Origin of the sequence: Enterobacter cloacae complex sp. FDA-CDC-AR_0164 (assembly GCF_003071645.1) — a bacterium.
GTDB lineage: Bacteria > Pseudomonadota > Gammaproteobacteria > Enterobacterales > Enterobacteriaceae > Enterobacter > Enterobacter ludwigii.
Window position 1 is genome coordinate 1,925,105 of the sequence record NZ_CP028950.1, and the last position, 20,200, is coordinate 1,945,304.

The 20,200-nt window shown below is 52.5% G+C and carries 21 protein-coding genes; 13 read left to right on the forward strand and 8 right to left on the reverse strand.

The window, feature by feature from the left end:
• The first annotated feature begins 5 nt into the window (after positions 1–5).
• The 3 genes from aaeB (at position 6) to AM410_RS09460 (ending at position 3,835) form a co-directional block, all read left to right on the forward strand.
• Positions 6–1,973 carry a p-hydroxybenzoic acid efflux pump subunit AaeB gene (gene aaeB, locus AM410_RS09450; protein WP_108647752.1) on the forward strand — a complete coding sequence of 656 codons (1,968 nt, stop codon included), beginning with the start codon at positions 6–8 and terminating at the stop codon, positions 1,971–1,973.
• 89 nt (positions 1,974–2,062) lie between these two features.
• Complete coding sequence (locus AM410_RS09455; protein WP_025202906.1) at positions 2,063–3,517, forward strand: NAD-dependent succinate-semialdehyde dehydrogenase; 1,455 nt, start codon at positions 2,063–2,065, stop codon at positions 3,515–3,517.
• 45 nt (positions 3,518–3,562) lie between these two features.
• Positions 3,563–3,835 (forward strand): barstar family protein, encoded by a 273-nt coding sequence (locus AM410_RS09460; RefSeq protein WP_014171850.1) that lies wholly within the window; start codon positions 3,563–3,565, stop codon positions 3,833–3,835.
• 67 nt (positions 3,836–3,902) lie between these two features.
• Here AM410_RS09460 and yhcN (AM410_RS09465) read toward each other — a convergent pair whose 3' ends face one another.
• The 3 genes from yhcN (AM410_RS09465) to argR all read right to left on the reverse strand — a co-directional run bounded on the left by yhcN (AM410_RS09465) (position 3,903) and on the right by argR (position 5,391).
• Positions 3,903–4,169 (reverse strand): peroxide/acid stress response protein YhcN, encoded by a 267-nt coding sequence (gene yhcN, locus AM410_RS09465; protein WP_014171849.1) that lies wholly within the window; start codon positions 4,167–4,169, stop codon positions 3,903–3,905.
• 110 nt (positions 4,170–4,279) lie between these two features.
• Positions 4,280–4,543 (reverse strand): peroxide/acid stress response protein YhcN, encoded by a 264-nt coding sequence (gene yhcN / locus AM410_RS09470; RefSeq protein ID WP_014171848.1) that lies wholly within the window; start codon positions 4,541–4,543, stop codon positions 4,280–4,282.
• A 377-nt stretch (positions 4,544–4,920) separates the two neighbouring features.
• On the reverse strand, positions 4,921–5,391 hold the full coding sequence (argR, locus tag AM410_RS09475) for a transcriptional regulator ArgR (protein ID WP_014171847.1): 471 nt from the start codon (positions 5,389–5,391) through the stop codon (positions 4,921–4,923).
• 397 nt (positions 5,392–5,788) lie between these two features.
• Here argR and mdh point away from each other — a divergent pair, with 397 nt between their 5' ends.
• The gene (gene mdh / locus AM410_RS09480) at positions 5,789–6,727 is read left to right on the forward strand and encodes a malate dehydrogenase (protein ID WP_014171846.1); all 939 of its coding nucleotides are present in this window, start codon (positions 5,789–5,791) and stop codon (positions 6,725–6,727) included.
• Between the two features lie 83 nt (positions 6,728–6,810).
• Here mdh and degS read toward each other — a convergent pair whose 3' ends face one another.
• The 3 genes from degS to zapG form a co-directional block, all read right to left on the reverse strand.
• On the reverse strand, positions 6,811–7,878 hold the full coding sequence (gene degS / locus AM410_RS09485) for an outer membrane-stress sensor serine endopeptidase DegS (protein WP_025202907.1): 1,068 nt from the start codon (positions 7,876–7,878) through the stop codon (positions 6,811–6,813).
• 92 nt (positions 7,879–7,970) lie between these two features.
• Positions 7,971–9,338 (reverse strand): serine endoprotease DegQ, encoded by a 1,368-nt coding sequence (degQ, locus tag AM410_RS09490; RefSeq protein ID WP_014171844.1) that lies wholly within the window; start codon positions 9,336–9,338, stop codon positions 7,971–7,973.
• Positions 9,339–9,507: 169 nt separating this feature from the next.
• Entirely contained in the window at positions 9,508–9,906 is a 399-nt protein-coding gene (zapG, locus tag AM410_RS09495; RefSeq protein WP_014171843.1) for a Z-ring associated protein ZapG, read from the reverse strand.
• Between the two features lie 189 nt (positions 9,907–10,095).
• Between zapG and zapE the strand changes: the two genes are divergently transcribed.
• The 3 genes from zapE (at position 10,096) to rpsI (ending at position 12,346) form a co-directional block, all read left to right on the forward strand.
• On the forward strand, positions 10,096–11,220 hold the full coding sequence (gene zapE, locus AM410_RS09500; RefSeq protein WP_040018734.1) for a cell division protein ZapE: 1,125 nt from the start codon (positions 10,096–10,098) through the stop codon (positions 11,218–11,220).
• A gap of 289 nt (positions 11,221–11,509) precedes the next feature.
• Positions 11,510–11,938, forward strand: coding sequence for a 50S ribosomal protein L13 (gene rplM / locus AM410_RS09505; protein ID WP_003860434.1), 429 nt, complete (start codon positions 11,510–11,512; stop codon positions 11,936–11,938).
• A gap of 15 nt (positions 11,939–11,953) precedes the next feature.
• Complete coding sequence (gene rpsI, locus AM410_RS09510; protein WP_003860436.1) at positions 11,954–12,346, forward strand: 30S ribosomal protein S9; 393 nt, start codon at positions 11,954–11,956, stop codon at positions 12,344–12,346.
• 11 nt (positions 12,347–12,357) lie between these two features.
• Here rpsI and AM410_RS23885 read toward each other — a convergent pair whose 3' ends face one another.
• Entirely contained in the window at positions 12,358–12,660 is a 303-nt protein-coding gene (locus tag AM410_RS23885) for a hypothetical protein (RefSeq protein ID WP_136342246.1), read from the reverse strand.
• Between AM410_RS23885 and sspA the strand changes: the two genes are divergently transcribed.
• The 6 genes from sspA (at position 12,659) to AM410_RS09545 (ending at position 18,669) form a co-directional block, all read left to right on the forward strand.
• Positions 12,659–13,297 carry a stringent starvation protein SspA gene (sspA, locus tag AM410_RS09520; RefSeq protein ID WP_025202909.1) on the forward strand — a complete coding sequence of 213 codons (639 nt, stop codon included), beginning with the start codon at positions 12,659–12,661 and terminating at the stop codon, positions 13,295–13,297. The genes AM410_RS23885 and sspA overlap by 2 nt on opposite strands.
• Positions 13,298–13,302: 5 nt before the next feature.
• Positions 13,303–13,794, forward strand: a complete 492-nt coding sequence (sspB, locus tag AM410_RS09525) for a ClpXP protease specificity-enhancing factor (protein ID WP_025202910.1) — start codon at positions 13,303–13,305, stop codon at positions 13,792–13,794.
• Between the two features lie 379 nt (positions 13,795–14,173).
• A complete protein-coding gene (locus AM410_RS09530; protein ID WP_020883513.1) occupies positions 14,174–14,857 on the forward strand; it encodes a DUF1120 domain-containing protein in 684 nt (227 codons plus the stop codon).
• A 120-nt stretch (positions 14,858–14,977) separates the two neighbouring features.
• The gene (locus tag AM410_RS09535; RefSeq protein ID WP_032680186.1) at positions 14,978–15,682 is read left to right on the forward strand and encodes a fimbria/pilus chaperone family protein; all 705 of its coding nucleotides are present in this window, start codon (positions 14,978–14,980) and stop codon (positions 15,680–15,682) included.
• 9 nt (positions 15,683–15,691) lie between these two features.
• Positions 15,692–18,112: a fimbrial biogenesis usher protein gene (locus tag AM410_RS09540; RefSeq protein ID WP_108647754.1), complete on the forward strand. Its 2,421-nt coding sequence runs from the start codon at positions 15,692–15,694 to the stop codon at positions 18,110–18,112.
• Positions 18,109–18,669 carry a hypothetical protein gene (locus tag AM410_RS09545; RefSeq protein ID WP_108647756.1) on the forward strand — a complete coding sequence of 187 codons (561 nt, stop codon included), beginning with the start codon at positions 18,109–18,111 and terminating at the stop codon, positions 18,667–18,669. The genes AM410_RS09540 and AM410_RS09545 overlap by 4 nt, the downstream gene beginning before the upstream one ends.
• Positions 18,670–18,774: 105 nt before the next feature.
• Here AM410_RS09545 and AM410_RS09550 read toward each other — a convergent pair whose 3' ends face one another.
• Positions 18,775–20,193 carry a glutamate synthase small subunit gene (locus AM410_RS09550; protein WP_014171835.1) on the reverse strand — a complete coding sequence of 473 codons (1,419 nt, stop codon included), beginning with the start codon at positions 20,191–20,193 and terminating at the stop codon, positions 18,775–18,777.
• Positions 20,194–20,200 lie beyond the last annotated feature (7 nt).

Sequence of the window (20,200 nt, forward strand, 5' to 3'; positions counted from 1 at the left end):
TCGTTATGGGTATCTTTTCCATCGCCAGCCAGCACATTCGCTTCGCCGTTAAGCTGGCGTGTGCCATTGTGCTGGCGCTGTTTGTCGGCTTCCACTTTCAGCTGGAAACCCCCCGCTGGGCCGTACTGACGGCGGCGATTGTCGCGGCAGGGCCTGCCTTTGCTGCGGGCGGGGAACCTTACTCCGGGGCGATCCGCTACCGTGGGATGCTGCGCATCATCGGGACATTTATTGGCTGTTTCGCCGCACTGACCATCATCATATTGATGATCCGCACGCCGCTGCTGATGCTGATGGTGTGCTGTATCTGGGCGGGCTTCTGCACCTGGCTCTCGTCACTGGTGAAGGTGGAGAACTCCTACGCCTGGGGGCTGGCCGGTTATACCGCGCTGATTATTATCATCACCATTCAAAGCGAACCGCTGCTTGCCCCACAGTTTGCCGTAGAGCGCTGCAGTGAGATTGTCATCGGTATTGTCAGTGCCATTGTCGCTGACCTGCTTTTCTCTCCTCGCTCCATTAAGCAGGAAGTGGATCGTGAACTGGATGCGCTGATTGTTGCCCAGTATCAGTTGATGCAGCTCTGTATTAAGCATGGTGACAGCGAAGAGGTCGATAAAGCCTGGAGCGCTCTGGTGCGCCGCACCACGGCGCTGGAAGGAATGCGCAGCAATCTGAACATGGAGTCTTCGCGCTGGGCCCGTGCCAACCGCCGCCTTAAAGCCATCAACACCGTCTCCTTAACGCTGATTACCCAGGCGTGTGAAACCTATCTGATCCAAAACACCCGCCCGGACGCGGTAACCGATACCTTCCGCGAGCTGTTTGCTGAGCCGGTGGAAACCGTGCAGGACGTACACAAACAGCTTAAACGCATGCGCCGGGTCATTGCCTGGACCGGGGATCGTGATACGCCAGTGACGATCTATACCTGGGTCGGGGCCGCGACGCGCTACCTGTTGCTGAAACGCGGTGTGATCAGTAACACCAAAATCAGCGCGGTAGAAGAAGAGGTGCTGCAGGGTGAAGTGGTGATCAAGGCAGAATCCGCCGAACGCCATCACGCAATGGTTAACTTCTGGCGAACAACGCTTGCCTGTATGCTCGGCACGCTGTTCTGGCTGTGGACCGGCTGGACCTCCGGCAGCGGCGCGATGGTGATGATCGCCGTCGTTACCGCGTTGGCGATGCGTCTTCCGAATCCGCGCATGGTGGCCATTGATTTCCTGTTCGGCACAATTGCTGCACTGCCGATTGGCGCGTTCTATTTTCTGGTGATCATTCCCTCAACCCAGCAGAGCATGTTACTGCTCTGTATTAGCCTCGCGGTGATGGCATTCTTTATCGGAATCGAAGTGCAAAAGCGCCGGCTGGGTTCATTGGGTGCCCTGGCCAGTACGATTAACATCATTGTGCTGGATAACCCGATAACCTTCCATTTCAGCCAGTTCTTAGACAGCGCCTTAGGTCAGCTGGTGGGTTGTTTCCTGGCGATGATGGTCATTCTGCTGGTGCGGGATAACTCTCAGGCACGGACGGGCCGCGTGCTGTTGAATCAGTTTGTCTCGGCTGCCGTGTCGTCCATGACCACCAATACCGCGCGTCGCAAAGAGAACCACCTGCCGGCGCTCTATCAGCAGCTGTTTTTACTGCTGAACAAGTTCCCGGGTGACATCGCCAAGTTCCGTCTGGCCTTGACCATGATTATCGCGCACCAGCGTTTACGTAATGCCCCCGTGCCCATCAATGACGATCTGTCGGCTTTCCACCGCCAGCTGCGTCGGACGGCCGACCACGTGCTTTCTGCCTCCAGCGATGACAAACGACGTCGTTACTTTAAGCAACTGCTTGAAGAGCTGGATATCTACCAGGAGAAGCTGAAAGTCTGGGAAGCACCGCCTCAGGTGACAGAGCCGGTAGGACGGCTGGTGTTTATGCTGCATCGCTATCAGAACGCCCTTACGGATAACTGACTGAAGTAAAAAAGCCGACGCCAAAAGCGTCGGTTTTTTTGTGGCTATACTTATTCCAGCATGCTCTTACATTCAGGAAGGGAGGACACATGACAACCCAGGCGCTTCAGGATAATCACCTTTTTCAGACCGGTTATCTGGTCAACGGCATATGGAAAACGCTGGACACGACGTTTGATGTGCTGAACCCGGCTACCGGTGAGGTCATCGCCAGAGTAGCCAAAGCCGGCAAAGCAGAAACCGAAGACGCCATTGCCGCGGCGGCCAAAGCCTTCCCGGCATGGCGCGCCAAAACCGCGAAAGCGCGTTCGGCAATTCTCTACCGCTGGTACGAACTGATCATTGAGAACAAAAGCTGGCTCGGGCGTTTAATGACCACCGAACAGGGCAAGCCCCTGAAAGAAGCGGAAGGCGAGGTGGAATACGCCGCGAGTTTTATCCAGTGGTTCGCCGAAGAGGCCAAGCGCGCGAACGGTGAAATTATTCCACCGATCAAACCGGGCTCCCGCATCCTGGCGACCCGCGAGCCCATCGGCGTGGTCGCGGCGATTACGCCGTGGAACTTCCCGATGGCCATGCTCACCCGTAAATTAGGTCCGGCGCTGGCGGCAGGGTGTACCGGGGTAATCAAACCGGCAAATAACACACCTCTCAGCGCCTTCGCGCTGCTTACGCTGGCAAAACAGGCCGGTGTACCGGATGGGGTACTCAACGCCGTAGCCGGGAATACGCATGAAATCAGTGACGCGATTATGGCGAGCCATGAGGTGCGGAAAATCTCCTTTACCGGCTCGACTTCTGTCGGCAAAACGCTGGTGCGTAACGCCGCAGAAACCATGAAGAAAGTGTCGATGGAGCTGGGAGGCAATGCGCCGTATATCGTCTTTGAAGATGCGGATATTGAGGCTGCCGTTAAAGGGGCTATCGCCAATAAATTCCGCAATGCCGGCCAGGTCTGCGTCAGCGTTAACCGTTTCTATATCCAGGAAACCGTCTACGACAAATTTGTGAATAAGCTTGCCGATGCGGTGAAGGCCCTGAAGGTCGGGAATGGTCTCGAAGAGGGCGTCATCGTGGGGCCGCTGATCGAATCCTCCGCCGTCGATAAGGTGCGTGAACACGTTGAAGATGCCGTGGCCCGGGGGGCGACCGTTCTGGCGGGCGGTAAACCCCATTCGCTTGGCGGCAATTTCTGGATGCCAACTGTCCTGGGCGATTGCCATGAAGGCATGAAACTGGCTGAAGAAGAGACGTTTGGCCCGGTTGCGGCCTGCTTCCGTTTTACCTCGGAAGATGAGGTTATCCAGCGTGCCAACAACACGCCATATGGCCTGGCGGCTTACTTCTATACCCAAAATCTGGCACGTGTCTTCCGCGTGTCGCAGGCCATCGAAAGCGGGATGATAGGAATTAACGAATGTGCCGTCTCCACAGAGCTGGGGCCGTTTGGTGGGGTAAAAGAGTCTGGCCTTGGGCGTGAAGGGTCCGTGCTGGGACTGGAAGAGTATCTGGAAGTCAAAACCCTGCATATTGGGGGATTATAATAATCAGGGCGGCGAAGGCCGCTCGCCTGGACTGGGTGACTGGCAATGAAAACCTATACCTTTGATTTTGACGAGATCGACAGTCAGGATGACTTCTATCGTGAATTTATCCGGGTGTTTGATCTTGAACGGGAAAGCGTCACCAATCTGGACACGCTGTGGGACGTGGTGACCGGCAGCCTGCTGCCGTTACCGCTGGAAATTGAGTTTATCCATCTGCCTGAAAAGTTGCGCAGACGGTTTGGCGCACTCATTTTGCTGTTTGATGAAGCGGAAGAAGAGCTGGAAGGGCAGCTACGCTTCAACGCGCGCCATTGATCAAGCCATAAAAAAGCCCCTGACCAGAAGGCCAGGGGCAAGTCGTATGATGAGATACGACGAGGGTTTATTTATACAGTTGAGCCGTTGCATGCCAGTGGTCACCCTGGTTCAGCTCGGTGACGCGATAGCTGCTGGCGCCTGCTTTTTCAGCTTTAGCGGCCAGTGCCTGACGGATATCCATTGGAGAGCCGGTAACGGACGTCACAGACACACTCCCCATAGACTGCAGATTCTGCGCCTGGTCAGCGTTCACTTGCTGTACGGCTGCACTTGCGCCGAAAGAGAGAACGGATGCCAGACCGAGGGTTGCGATGATGAATTTGGTTTTCATAGTTTTTGCTCCTGAATAGGGTTTTTGCTCAACGGCGAGAAGGGTTGAACTGCTATTTTTATGCCTGGTGCCGTTGAGTAGAGATTTTGGTCTTCAGTTATTACTAAAACTTATTTGTACAGCTCAGCGGTTGCGTGCCAGTGGTCACCTGAACGCGCTTCAATGATGCGATAAGATGACGCACCTTGTTCTTCCGCTTTTTTGTTCAGCATCTCATGCATGTCCATTGGAGACGTGCCGATTGCGCCGACAGAAACCGTACCGATTGCCTGGCGGGATTGTGCCTGCTCGGCATTGATAGCGTCAGCGGCGAAAGCACCGAATGACAGGACAGACAGGACGCTGAGCGCCGCTACAGTAGTTTTGATTTTCATGATTCTTTACCTCGTCGAATTTTTAGTGGGGTCTTTGTTTCGTGACCCTCATCACAAAATCAAGTATACACTAATAACGGTAAAAATTAATACCAGACTAATTATTTCTGTTGTTATTACGTATTAACTAGCCTGTTTTTTATAACCTAATGGCATAAAATTGTGCGTTTATTGTTCAGTGTGTGGCTGTATATCTAAGAAAATCATATGGATATCAGCTTTTGATTTTTTGTGCGATTTTTTGATTTATCATTCACCAAGTGAATGTTAATGAGCGGTAAAAAGCACTATTTGTTAAAGTAAAGGGCGGGATAAAACAGGGGGAAATGCAGCAGAAGCAGAATGATCCCCGTAGCAGGACGCCACGGGGAGGGTAATCAGAGTTCCTGCTCGAACAGATCCAGAATTGCTTCGTAGAGATCTTTCACTGAGAAGCCATTGGCGGGGGTAGTGAAGATGGTATCGTCACCCGCAATCGTCCCAAGGATGCCTTTAGGCTTACCCAGCGAGTCCAGCATACGTGCAATCAACTGTGCAGCACCCGGGCTGGTATGGATCACAACAACGGCATCGTTGTAATCGATATCGAGAACCAGATTCTTCAACGGGCTGGAGGTGGTTGGCACGCCAAGTTCTGCAGGCAGGCAGTAGACCATCTCCATTTTGGCGTTACGCGTACGTACCGCACCAAATTTGGTTAACATGCGGGAGACTTTCGACTGGTTGATGTTATCGAAGCCTTGTTCCTGTAAAGCCTGAACAATTTCTCCCTGAGAACTGAATATCTCTTCTTTGAGTAGCGCTTTAAACGCCTTCACTAAATCTTCTTGCTTAGACGAGCTTCGCATAAGTCACCCGGAATATGACGAAAGAAACAACATTATTATGCATGTGGATGAATTTTTATGCAAATTATCTGCCAGCGGTTAGGCTGAAATAATGTTATGAAAGGGAGTGATTTTATCAGATTTCGTTATCAGAAAACATGCCTGGGTCACGGCAAGCAAATAAGCTTAAAAGTAAATTAAATGTTATCAAAATGATGTTGTTTTGGTGGCGTGGCAGGGTGTATTGTAACCCCCTCTTAATTCGTTGTCGTCTGTCGTCAGATAGTCTTCTGGTGAGAGATAAAGTCGCGCGACCTCAAATTATTTAGTGACGAAAATTGTAATTAATTACCTGCTGAATTATGGTCGCCGCAACGGAGTTACAGATACTTAAGTTAACCATAATAAGGAGTTTAGGATGAAAGTCGCAGTCCTCGGCGCTGCTGGTGGTATCGGCCAGGCGCTTGCCCTACTACTGAAAACCCAACTGCCTTCAGGCTCAGAACTCTCCCTGTACGATATTGCTCCGGTAACCCCAGGTGTGGCGGTTGACCTGAGCCACATCCCGACAGCTGTGAAAATCAAAGGCTTCTCCGGTGAAGATGCTCGTCCTGCCCTGCAGGGCGCGGACGTGGTGCTGATCTCCGCTGGCGTGGCGCGTAAGCCAGGCATGGATCGTTCAGACCTGTTCAACGTCAACGCGGGTATTGTGAAAAACCTGGTCCAGCAGATTGCTGAAACCTGCCCGAAAGCGTGCATTGGTATCATCACCAACCCGGTGAACACCACGGTTGCTATCGCGGCAGAAGTGCTGAAAAAAGCCGGTGTTTACGATAAGAACAAACTGTTCGGCGTAACCACGCTGGACATCATCCGTTCCAACACCTTCGTGGCTGAACTGAAAGGCAAACAGCCTTCAGAAGTTGAAGTGCCGGTTATCGGCGGTCACTCTGGTGTCACCATTCTGCCTCTGCTGTCGCAGATCCCTGGTGTTAGCTTCACCGAGCAGGAAGTGGCTGACCTGACCAAACGCATCCAGAACGCGGGCACCGAAGTGGTGGAAGCGAAGGCGGGTGGCGGTTCTGCAACCCTGTCTATGGGTCAGGCGGCGGCACGTTTTGGTCTGTCACTGGTTCGTGCACTGCAGGGCGAGAAAGGCGTTGTTGAATGCGCGTATGTTGAAGGCGACGGAGAACACGCTCGTTTCTTCTCTCAGCCGCTGCTGCTGGGTAAAAACGGTATCGAAGAACATCAGCCGATTGGCAAGCTGAGCGCGTTTGAACAGAACGCGATGGAAGGCATGCTGGATACGCTGAAGAAAGATATCACTCTGGGCGAAGAGTTCGTTAACAAGTAAAACGGATGTCCCCACAGGCCGGGTAAGCAGTCATGCCGCCCGGCAAAAAAAACGGAGCAATGCGCTCCGTTTTTTTATGCCTGTCAGTTGGTGGCCGGGTATTCCTGAATCGTCACCTGCAGCGTCAGCTTCTTATCGTTACGCATGACTTCAACCGGGATGATAGAGCCAGGACGGATCTCCGCAACCTGATCCATGGTCTCCAGCGCCGATACCGCTGGTATGCCGTTGACCGACACGATGACATCATTAACCTGAATTCCCGCGTTAGCCGCCGGGCCGCCAGGCGACACTTCGTTGACCACGATGCCCTGAATCTGATCGATGCCACCGCCCTGCGAATGCATAGGCGCAATTTCACGACCGCCAATACCAATATAACCGCGGATCACACGGCCATCGCGGATCAGCTTATCCATGATCTTGGTCGCCAGCTGGAATGGAATGGCGAACCCAATCCCTTCCGGCGTCTCACCGTCATTGCTCTTATCGAACGAGAGGGTATTGATACCCATCAGTTCGCCCAGCGAGTTGACCAGCGCACCGCCGGAGTTACCGTGGTTGATGGACGCATCGGTTTGCAGGAAGTTCTGCCGTCCCGACGGGTTGAGGCCAATGCGACCAGTGGCGCTGATAATCCCCTGCGTGATCGTCTGGCCCAGGTTATAAGGGTTACCGATAGCCAGCACGACGTCGCCAATATGAGGGGTTCGTTTACGGTTAATAGGAATAACCGGTAAACCGCCCGTGGCGTTGATCTTCAGCACGGCCAGGTCGGTCAGGCTATCCGAGCCCACCAGCAGGGCCTCAAACACGCGGCCATCCTGCAGGGCAACGATGATCTGGTCGGCATCGTTAATCACGTGTTTGTTGGTAATGATGTAGCCGCGCTCGTCCATAATTACCCCGGAGCCGAGAGTGCGGATCTCCAGCTGGTTATGGGCTGAGCTATTGAGGCCACGGTTATAAACGTTAACCACGGCAGGCGCGGCACGGCGAACGGCCTGGTTGTAGGTCGCAGGCGTTTCATCCGCACTGTCGAACTGAGGCACCGACAGCTTATTGAACTGGCGTAAAGACGGCATGACGACCAGCAGCAGGCCGGCAACAATCAAACCGATGACAATTGAACGAAAGAGCTTTAAAAGCATGATGCGCGTGTCGTTAATAAAGGAACGATTTGCAGCATAACATGAGTTATCCGGACATCACACGCAGCGGTGATGTCCGGAATCGCAAATGCTTAGCGCAACAGAATATAGATAGACTCGTTGCCGCGCATAACCTGCAGGGCAATGACCGCCGGTTTGCTTTCCAGCACCTTGCGCAGTTCTGCGATGGATTGCACGCGATTGCGGTTCACTCCGATGATCACATCATCCTGATGCAATCCGGCCTGCGCGGCAGGGCTGCTCTTCTCGACGGTATCGACGCTAATCCCTTTCGTCCCGTCTTTCAGCTGCCCATCGCTCAGCGTTGCCCCTTGCAGCGCCGGGGCGATAAGCTCCGCGCTGGCAGAGGATGAGGTGCTCTTATCAAGCGTCACTTCGACATCCAGCGGCTTACCATCACGAATCAGGCCTAACTTCACTTTGGCACCCGGTTCGGTGGTGGCAATACGCGAGCGCAGTTCCGCAAAGCTGCTCAGCGGTTTATCGTTCAGGCTGACAATCACATCGCCCGACTTCACGCCAGCTTTTGCCGAGCCGGAGTTTGGCAGCACTTCACTGACAAACGCACCGCGCTGCACATTGATGTTGAACGCTTTCGCGATGTCAGCGCTCATCTCCATCCCTTTGATGCCCAACAGCCCGCGTTTGACCTCACCGAACTGAATGAGCTGCTGCGCCAGCGTTTTGGCCATATTGCTGGGGATAGCAAAACCGATGCCGATACTGCCGCCGCCCGGCGCCAGGATAGCGGTGTTAATCCCTATCAGCTCGCCGTTGAGGTTGAGTAAGGCCCCGCCGGAGTTCCCGCGGTTGATTGAGGCATCGGTCTGGATAAAGTTTTCCAGGCCTTCCAGATTCAGACCGCTGCGACCCAGCGCCGAGATTATCCCGGAGGTGGCGGTTTGCCCTAAACCAAACGGATTTCCCACGGCGACAGCAAAATCACCAACACGCAGTTTATCGGAGTCCGCAATGGCAATCTGAGTCAGATTGCTCGGGTTTTGCACCTGCAGCAGCGCGATGTCACTCTGGTCATCGCCGCCAATCAGTTTGGCCTCAAACTCACGCCCATCGTTCAGCTGTACGCTGATTTTATCGGCCTGACTGATAACATGATTGTTGGTCAGAATATAACCTTTGGCCGCATCAATAATGACGCCAGAACCCAGACCTTCAAAAGGCTGCGCCTGCTGGTCGGGCGACTCATCGCCAAAATATTTTTTCAGTTCTTCAGGTACGCGTTGATTTTGTAATGCCGTGCCTTCTACCTGCACGCTCACTACCGCAGGCAGAACTTTTTCCAGCATTGGCGCAAGACTTGGAATTGCCGCCTGGCCGGGTACCTGTGAAGGCAGGGCGGCAGATGCAGGGAAGGACGCCGAGAGAGATAACCCGACACTTAACGCTATAGCGCTCAACAGCTGGTTTTTTTTCTTCATCGATGCTGACTCTCGTAACCTGGAATAAAGGAAAAACGGCCCTAAAACACGTTGATGTTATTGAATTTTAAACCGCTGAACAATGAAGTGCTTACTCAATAATAGCTGGGGTCATGAAGAAAGGACGGGCGCAATAGCAGCGCCCGTAAAATAAATTCAGGTTGTGCGATTAATCGCGTTTTGCACCGCCGCGCAGCAGGCCAGACGCGCCATCTGAATAGTCGCGTGGCATCTGAACAGGGGCCTGATCGTTACCGGCTTCAGAGTCGGCCAGACGGTTACGGAATGGATTGGATTCCGCGGTCATTTCTGGCAGCAGGCTGCTGGAGCTTTTTGCCATATGTTGATAGAGCTGACGATAGTCGGTCGCCATGTTGTCCAGCAGCTCGGCGCTACGGGCAAAGTGGCTGACCAGCTCTTCACGATACTCTTCCAGTTCGGCTTTGTTCTTTTCCAGTTCGTACTGCAGTGACTGCTGCTGACGCAATTTGCGATTACCGAAACGCATGGCCACAGCACCAATGACGATGCCGACGACTAAACCGATTAGCGCATATTCCCAGGTCATGAACTTCTCCCGTTGTCTTGTTGTTCCGTAGGGTGTTGGCTCGGCTCCTGCCTGTGCCTGATATTGCCACTATAACCGCTATTTCCGCAGAAGTGGAATCCTGACGTATCATCGCGTAGTGTAGAACGGCCTTTTTTTCATCAGTCACGTCTGCTGGTGAGTATTATTTGAAGGAATAACAATACGTTTATGCAAAACCTGTCCCCTGCATCGCGATACCAACTTGCCCTTAATGAGGGTACACATCAGCCGGATGACGTTCAGCGTGAAGCGGTGAATCGTCTGGATACGATTTATCAGGAGCTCACGGCAAAACCTGCAGAGGGTGAACAGAGCGGTGGGTTGAAGGCGGCTCTGGGGCGGTTGCTCGGAAAAAAAGAGCCACAAACTCATGCGCCGGTGCGCGGTTTGTATATGTGGGGCGGCGTCGGGCGCGGGAAAACCTGGCTGATGGACCTCTTTTATCTGAGCCTGCCGGGTACCCGTAAGCAGCGTCTGCATTTCCACCGCTTTATGCTGCGGGTTCACGAAGAGCTGACGGCACTGCAGGGCAAAAGCGATCCGCTGGAGATTGTGGCCGACAGGTTCAAGGCGGAAACGGACGTACTCTGTTTTGACGAGTTTTTTGTCTCCGATATTACCGACGCCATGCTGCTGGGTGGCCTGATGAAAGCGCTGTTCGCACGCGGGATAACGCTGGTGGCGACCTCGAATATCCCGCCGGATGAGCTTTACCGCAATGGCCTGCAGCGCGCGCGTTTCCTGCCCGCTATTGATGCCATCAAACAGCACTGCGACATCATGAATGTTGATGCCGGGGTGGATTACCGCCTGCGTACCTTAACTCAGGCGCATCTGTGGCTCTCTCCCTTAAACGATGAGACCACGCAGCAGATGGATAAACTGTGGCTGGCGCTGGCGGGGGCAAAACGGGCTCATGCCCCTGAGCTCGAGATTAACCATCGCCCTCTGCAAACCCTGGGTGTCGAAAATCAAACCCTGGCCGTCTCCTTTGCAACGCTCTGTGTGGATGCCCGCAGTCAGCATGACTACATCGCGCTCTCGCGTTTGTTCCATACCGTGATGCTGCTCAACGTGCCGGTCATGACGCCGCTGATGGAAAGCGAAGCGCGCCGCTTCATTGCGCTGGTCGATGAGTTCTATGAGCGTCACGTGAAGCTTGTGGTCAGCGCCGAGGTACCTTTATATGAGGTGTATAAAGGCGAGCGGCTGAAGTTTGAGTTCCAGCGCTGTCTGTCGCGCCTGCAGGAGATGCAAAGCGAGGAGTATCTTAAGCTTCAGCATATGCCATAAATGCGACCTTCTCCCTGTGGGAGAGGGGCTGGGGGTGAGGGCGGCAGACCGCAAAAACCTTACCCCCGAAAAACCCGCCTCGAATCACATTTAAGGGTCGATCTTTGACCTCAACTTCTCTATAATCTTGCGACCCCACGTTACGAGAAGGTTTTTTTCCCGAAACTTTCTATGTGTCGGCATTAGCTATTCGAAGGGGTAGGTTTGCCGGACTTTGTCGTGTGAACCTCAACTGACTAAACGTTTGGGTGTTCACCAACGTGTAACTTATTATTTGGGTAAGCTTTTAATGAAAACTTTTACAGCTAAACCAGAAACCGTACAGCGCGACTGGTATGTTGTTGACGCGACCGGTAAAACTCTGGGCCGTCTGGCTACTGAACTGGCTCGTCGCCTGCGCGGTAAGCATAAAGCGGAATACACTCCGCACGTTGATACGGGTGATTACATCATCGTTCTGAACGCAGATAAAGTTGCTGTAACCGGCAACAAGCGTACAGACAAAATGTACTACCATCACACTGGCCACATCGGTGGTATCAAAGAAGCGACCTTTGAAGAGATGATTGCTCGCCGTCCTGAGCGTGTGATTGAAATCGCGGTTAAAGGCATGCTGCCAAAAGGCCCGCTGGGTCGTGCTATGTTCCGTAAACTGAAAGTTTACGCAGGTAACGAGCACAACCACGCGGCACAGCAACCGCAAGTTCTTGACATCTAATCGGGATTATAGGCAATGGCTGAAAATCAATACTACGGCACTGGTCGCCGCAAAAGTTCCGCAGCTCGCGTGTTCATCAAACCGGGCAGTGGTAAAATCGTAATCAACCAACGTTCTCTGGAACAGTACTTCGGTCGTGAAACTGCCCGCATGGTAGTTCGCCAGCCGCTGGAACTGGTTGATATGGTAGAAAAACTGGATCTGTACATCACCGTTAAAGGTGGTGGTATCTCCGGTCAGGCAGGTGCGATCCGTCACGGTATCACCCGCGCTCTGATGGAGTACGACGAATCCCTGCGTTCTGAACTGCGTAAAGCTGGCTTCGTTACTCGTGACGCTCGTCAGGTTGAACGTAAGAAAGTGGGTCTGCGTAAAGCACGTCGTCGTCCACAGTTCTCCAAACGTTAATCCTTTTCTGCTTACGCAGAAACGATTGGCGAAAAACCCGCTTCGGCGGGTTTTTTTTTATGGATAATGTGCAGGTTATCCACAGCATCACTGCATATATCTTCTCTTTTTCCACATTTCCAGAATCCCCTCACCACAAAGCCATCAAAATCTGGTAAACTATCATCCAATTTTCTGCCCAAATATCGGTGAATACTCGTTTTTTGTTCGATTCTTGAACAATGTGTTTTCTCTGGGATGGGCGATACAACATCTGGCTGGCCCTGTTTGGGCTGGTAGCAGTAAAAATTCTGAATATACCTGGAGGTTTTCATGGCTGTCGCTGCCAACAAACGTTCGGTAATGACGCTGTTTTCTGGTCCTACTGACATTTATAGCCATCAGGTTCGTATCGTGCTGGCCGAGAAAGGTGTCAGTTTTGAGATCGAGCATGTGGAAAAGGATAACCCACCTCAGGATCTGATCGATCTCAACCCGAGCCAAAGCGTACCGACGCTGGTGGATCGCGAGCTGACCCTGTGGGAATCCCGTATCATTATGGAATATCTGGATGAGCGTTTCCCGCATCCACCACTGATGCCTGTTTACCCTGTTGCACGTGGTGAAAGCCGCCTGTACATGCAGCGTATCGAAAAAGACTGGTACACGCTGATGAACGTTATCGTCAACGGTTCCTCTGCTGAAGCAGACGCTGCACGTAAGCAACTGCGTGAAGAGCTGCTGGCGATTGCCCCTGTGTTTGGTCAGAAACCATTCTTCCTGAGCGATGAGTTCAGTCTGGTAGATTGCTACCTGGCGCCGTTGCTCTGGCGTCTGCCAACCCTGGGCGTAGAGTTCAGCGGTCCGGGCGCGAAAGAGCTGAAGGGCTACATGACTCGCGTATTTGAACGCGATTCTTTCCTGGCATCTTTAACTGAACCGGAACGTGAAATGCGTCTCGGCCGAGGCTAATGACTGTGGAAATGTCACAACTTACCCCACGCCGTCCGTATCTGCTGCGCGCCTTCTATGAATGGCTGCTGGATAACCAGCTCACGCCGCACCTGGTTGTGGATGTGACGTTGCCGGGCGTGCAGGTTCCTATGGAATATGCACGTGACGGGCAGATCGTACTGAACATCGCGCCGCGCGCGGTGGGTAACCTTGAACTGGCCAACGACGAAGTGCGCTTTAACGCGCGTTTCGGCGGTGTGCCGCGTCAGGTTTCTGTACCGCTGGCTGCGGTGCTGGCGATTTATGCGCGTGAAAACGGTGCAGGCACCATGTTTGAGCCGGAAGCGGCTTATGACGAGGATGTTGTCGGCCTGAATGACGAAAACGGCGCTTCGGAAAACGAAAGCGAAACGCTGATGTCGGTCATTGAGGGTGACAAGCCCGATCACAATGACGATCCTGATGACGATCCGCCGCCGCGCGGAGGCCGTCCGGCACTGCGCGTTGTGAAGTAGTAAAAGCATTTTTATCGACTATCCAGTTAGTTATTCAGACTAGCTGGATTTTTTTATGTCTTTTTATGTCAAAACGTTTAATAAAGTAAATTATATACATCCCTTCTTTTTTGCTTGCCCCCACCGTTCGGATAATTTCAAGCTATATCTCCGCTGAATATAATATGTCGTTTTAAAGCTATATACACTCTTATAAATAAATATCACTTATTGATAACGTTATTCTAAATCCATAAATTAATTTTTCTAAATTGCTTGTATTTATAAAGATTATATTATCTACGCATGCTCTCAAGCATGACGATAAACAGTATGGGGTAAATTTATTTATCCCTGCTGTATTTAATATTGCAATTACTCATATGTTAAGGAATAACAAGTGAAAAAGGTTTTACTCGCTACTGCGCTCTCTCTGTGTGTGACATCCGCTTTTGCGGCTAACCCGACTGCCGTTCTGAAAGTCAAAGGTACGCTGACTAATTCAGCCTGTACGCCTCAGTTAAGCAACGGCGGAACGGTTGACTACGGCACAGTTAGTTTGGGTGGTTTAAGCTCAACGGCAGTTAACCAGCTGGGCCAGAAAGACATCGATCTGACTATTACCTGCACCGCAGCAACAAAAGTGTCCTGGAATATGATTGACGATCGCGCTGATTCTAACGCGAAACTCACCGTTGAGAATGGCATGTTTGGTGGTGGTTCTAATTCGTCTGAAAGCCAGACTTACGGTGTAGGTAAAACAACAGGTACAACACCAGTGAACATCGGAACATACTCGCTGTTCGTTAAAACTGACAGCGTAATGGCTGACGGCGCTAAAGTTGACCCAATTTACCAGCAGAATGCTACCGGTAACTGGTCAAAGAGCACCAACGGTACAACTCAGGGCGATAACTATCGTGATTTCACCGTTGCGACTGTTGGCACCCTGGCTCCACTGGCGTTCCAGACCGCAACCTTCCCACTGGTGACCTCTCTGGCGATCCAGGATACCACCACGCTGGCGATCACTGATGACACCCAGCTTGATGGTCAGGTGACTATCAGCCTGCGTTATCTGTAAGACTTTTAATCGAGTAAACGTAATTTAATTAACCGGAGAGTAAATGCGCTGCATTTACTCTCTTTTTAACGGCGCGATAAACATGGACTGTTCTGTTGTTGCTTTCAAGGAGATATTATTATGCATTGTTTAAAATCCACTTTATTTAACACGCTGATTACTGCCGCGTTATTATCTTCCAGTGTTGCTGTACATGCAGAAGGCATGGTGCCTGAAACCAGTCTGTTAATCATTGATGAAGCGACGCACAGTGGAACGATTAACGTCAAGAATACCGATTCGCATCCTTCACTTTTATATACAAATGTCGTTGACCTGCCGGACGATACCGGTCTTAAGCTTATTGCAACGCAGCCGGTGGTACGTCTTGAGCCAGGTCAGACGCAGCAGCTGCGCTTTATTCTTCAGAACAAACAGCCATTGGATGTAGAGCATTATAAACGCGTCACATTCGACGGTATTCCGCCTAAAAACGATGATAAAAAAATAAAGATTGGCATTAACATTCGCCAGGATATCCCCGTGCTTATTCGACCGGCATCTCTGGGTGTGGTCACTGATGCCTGGAAGTTCCTGAAGTGGTCCTCAAACGGCACGTCCGTCACCGTGAACAATCCCAGCAAATATGTGGTCCGTCTTGGGCAGAACGTGATGCTGCTGCCTTCAGGGGTGAGTGCCTCTCTGTCCAAAACCTACATTCTTCCTGGCGAAACGCTAACGGCTGATATGAGTAAGAAAGTCAGTGGTGACAGCAGCGTTAAGTTTTTCCCGGCCAGCCGCTATGGCGTTGAGGTCCCGAGCTTTACGTCGGAATTAAATAAATAAAATAGGGATATGACGGTGAGTAAACAAAGCCGCCTTGCACTTTGTGTCCGCGCCATTCTTTGCGGCACATTACCTCTGGTGTTACTTGATTCAACATCCGTACTGGCGAGGGAGGTCACCTTCGACACGGGGATAATGCAAACGCTGGGGTTGAATAAAGATCTCAACCATTACTTCGCAGAAGCACCGCGCTTTTTACCCGGAACCCACTCCGTTTCGGTGAAGGTCAACGGGAAAGAGCGAGGAATGGCTGCAGTTCGTTTCAACAAAGACGGCATGCTTTGCTTTGATAACGATCTCATGGAGTTTGCTGGGCTGATGCCTGTGTCAATAAAGTCCGGTGAGGAGTGTCATGATATTCGGGATAACTATCCTAAAGCCGTCATCAACGCCTTGCCTAACCAGGAGGCCGTTGAACTCTATCTGCCAGCTGAAGCGGTGAACAGTCTGTCGTCGGATATCAAAAACTTCCAGCATGGCGGAACGGCGGCGCTGCTGAACTATTCATTGTTCAGCACCCATAACGACTATGGTGACAATGACAGCAGCCGCTACTCTCAGGCCAGCCTGGAAGCCGGATTCAACACGATGGACTGGGCGCTGCGCAGCCGTTATATCCTGACGGATGACGACGGTAGCCGGAATGCCGAAAGCATTTACACCTATGCAGAGCATGTCTTTACCGCGCAAAAAATGACGATGCAGGTGGGTGAAATCAACGCCATGTCCAACGTGTTGAGCGGGGTGCCGATTACCGGCGTTCAGTTTATGCCGACCAGCGGTCTGGCGAGAGCAAGCTCTGGCGTGAGCGTTTCCGGTATTGCCCAGTCTTCCCAGGCACGTGTCGAAACCCGCCAGAACGGTCAACTGGTCTTCAGTACCCTTGTGCCAGCCGGCCCCTTCACGCTGGATGACGTGCCCGTGGTTCGCAACAATGTGGATCTGGACGTCTCGGTGGTGGAATCCGACGGCGCAACTAACCGTTTCATCGTCCCGGCGTCTCAGGTAAGGGCGCGCAACCTTTCACGCCCGCAGGGTCTAACCCTTTCTGTAGGTCAGGTGCGCAGCATCGACAGCGACTATAACGATCCGCTGGTGATGAACATCTCTGACGGCTGGCGTGTCTCCCCGTGGATGAATCTCCTGGCTTCAGGTGCCGCTGCGGAAAACTACCAGGCGGCAGGCGGCAGGACAGAGTTCCTGGTAAGCGATGACTGGACCCTTTCAACGGGTGCGGCAGTCAGCAATGCGAGCTTTGGTGACAGCAGCAGCGGGGTAAAAACCGAGCTGCAAAGTGATTACATTCTGAACGAGTACGTCGGTCTTTCAGGCAGTGCTACGCATTACAGCGGAGAGTATCGCGAACTGGCTGATGCGATGGACGATGATTATCAGGGATATGACAACACCTATTCCGGCAACGTTCGTTTCTCCTCCCCTCTGGCGGGGGTGTTTAGCGCAGGGTTCAACTACAACCAGACCAGCGGTGACGGTGAAGATTCACGTTACCTCTTGCTGTCATGGGGCAAGACCTTTACGTACGCGTCAGTATCCATGAACTGGCAAAGTGCGGTCGGTAATGTCGATGACGATCAGGACAATGAGATGTTCTACGTCAACGTGAGCATCCCGCTCGGCGGCAGTCAGTCCATCAGTACCTATATGCGTAAACAGGGTGATAGCACCTCCTATGGCGCGTCTAACAGCGGCTCGCTGGGAGACAATACGAACTATTACATCTCAGCCGATCGCGATCAGGATTCGAAAGACAACAGCTTCAACGGCAACATCAACACTAACCTGCGCTATACGCAACTGAGCGTGGGGGGCGGAACCAGTGGGGATAATCAGCGGAACTACAATGCGACATTGTCGGGTGGCGTGGCCATGCATAAAGAGGGTGTGACTTTCTCGCCGTATACGATTCAGGACACCTTCGCGATTGCCAGACTGAGCGAGAAGAAGAGCGGCGTTGAAATCTCCACTCCGCAAGGTACCGTCTGGACCGATCCATGGGGCCAGGCCGTGGTACCTTCACTCAACGAATGGCATAACTCCCGCATAGAAATTGATGCTAATAAGCTGCCGCAGAGTATGACGCTGGCTAACGGCACGAAATATATTGCCGCAGGCCATGCCTCGGTCAGCGAGATTGATTTCAAAGTACTCAACAGCCGCCGCGTCATGCTAAGCGTTAAGCAGGCTGACGGTCAGCCCCTGAGTAAAGGGATCTCGATTGTTGATGAGAAAGGTAACTATATCGTGACCACGGTTGATGATGGCCACGTCTTTATTAACGATGCCGATCAGCTGAGCGCGCTCTACGCGCTAGACGGTGACAATAACCGACTGTGTAAGATTGATTACACCCTGGCTGATAAGCGTGACGAAAATGCCTTCTATGAAGAAGTGAACGGAGTCTGCCGATGAACAGTCGACACTTATCGGGCTTAGTGGCCTTGCTGATGCTCGGTGTGATAGGAATAACCCATGCTGAAGATTGCCAGCTCAGTCTCTCACAGCCGGTGGTGGATTATCATGAGATGCGCCGGGATACGATCGAAACGACGCAGCAGGACTGGCATAAAATGGCCGATCGTGACATCACGGTAAACGTTTTCTGCCCTCAGTCTCAGCAGATGGCGGTGATACTGCGCGGTACAGCGGGAGATAAGGGGCGGTTTCTTTTTGGGCAGTCCGGCGGTGTCGCAGTCAAAATTGACAACATGACCGTCGATGGCAAAAGTTACACCGTGGGTAAAACGGTCGATCAGCTGAATTTTACGCCGGAAAACGGTACACCGACGCCGTTCTATCTGCGTAATAACGAGGCGGTGATTGCGCTTGAGAATAACCAGGTCCCTTCCGGCCAGCAGATGAGTTTCAACGTAACGCTCTCACCGGTTCTCAACGAAAGCGCGTTCAGCCATCTGACAGATCAAACTACGCTGGAAAGTGATTTGACCTGGAGCTTATTGACGAAGTAACCCTTCTTTTTGCGGCACCACAGAAAAGCGGAGCTGCAGGGGGAAAATCAAAGGCGGTTAACCGCATAAAAAAAGCCGGATGGTATTTGCCATCCGGCTTATTTCTTACACTTCCAGGTAGTTCAGAATACCGTCAGCGGCTTTACGGCCTTCGGCAATCGCGGTAACGACCAGGTCGGAACCGCGAACGATATCACCGCCAGCAAAGATTTTCGGGTTGCTGGTCTGGAACGCGTTTTCGTTGCCTTCCGGCGCAATAACACGACCCTGAGAGTCCAGCTCTACGCTGTGCTTCGCCAGCCACTCCATGCTGTGAGGACGGAAACCGAACGCCATTACTACGGCATCGGCCGGGATCACATGCTCGGAGCCTGCCACGATCTCTGCGCGACGACGACCTTTCGCATCCGGCGCACCCATCTCAGTACGCGCCATTTTCACGCCGCTCACTTTGCCATTGGCATTCACTTCAATACCCAGAGGCTGGATGTTGAACTGGAATTCCACGCCCTCTTCACGCGCGTTTTTCACTTCGCGTTTAGAGCCCGGCATGTTCTCTTCGTCACGACGATAGGCGCAGATCACGTGTGCCGCATTCTGGCGAATGGAGGTACGCACGCAGTCCATCGCGGTATCACCCCCGCCCAGCACCACCACGCGTTTGCCTTCCATGCTGACATACGGCTCATCGGCGGTTTCGCCATAGCCCATGATCTGTTTGGTATTGGCAATCAGGAATGGCAGTGCGTCGAATACGCCCGGCGCATCTTCGTTTTCCAGACCACCGCGCATGGACTGATAGGTTCCCACGCCCAGGAAGACGGCGTCGTAATCCTTCAGCAGGTCGTCGAGCTGCACGTCGCGACCCACTTCCACATTCAGTTTGAACTCAATGCCCATACCGGTGAAGATTTCACGGCGGCGGGTCATGACCTCTTTTTCCAGCTTGAAGGCCGGAATACCGAAGGTCAGCAGACCGCCGATTTCCGGATGGCGGTCAAAGACCACCGCCTTCACGCCGTTACGGGTCAGAACGTCCGCACAGGCCAGGCCCGCCGGGCCCGCACCGATGATCGCCACACGCTTGTCGGTTTGCTTCACGCCGGTCATATCCGGACGCCAGCCCATTTCGAAGGCTTTATCGTTGATATAGCGTTCGATATTACCGATGGTCACCGCGCCAAATTCGTCGTTCAGCGTACAGGAACCTTCACACAGACGGTCCTGAGGACACACGCGGCCGCACACTTCCGGCAGGGTGTTTGTCTGATGAGACAGCTCGGCAGCTTCAAAAATACGTCCTTCGTTGGCCAGTTTCAGCCAGTTCGGGATGTAGTTATGGACCGGACATTTCCATTCGCAGTAAGGGTTACCGCAGGACAGGCAGCGGTCTGCCTGTGCTTTGGCCTGGCCTTCTGAAAACGGCTCATAGATTTCTACAAATTCAATTTTACGGATCTTCAGCGGTTTCTTTGGCGGATCAACACGCTGCAGGTCGATAAACTGGTATACGTTCTGGCTCATCTGAATT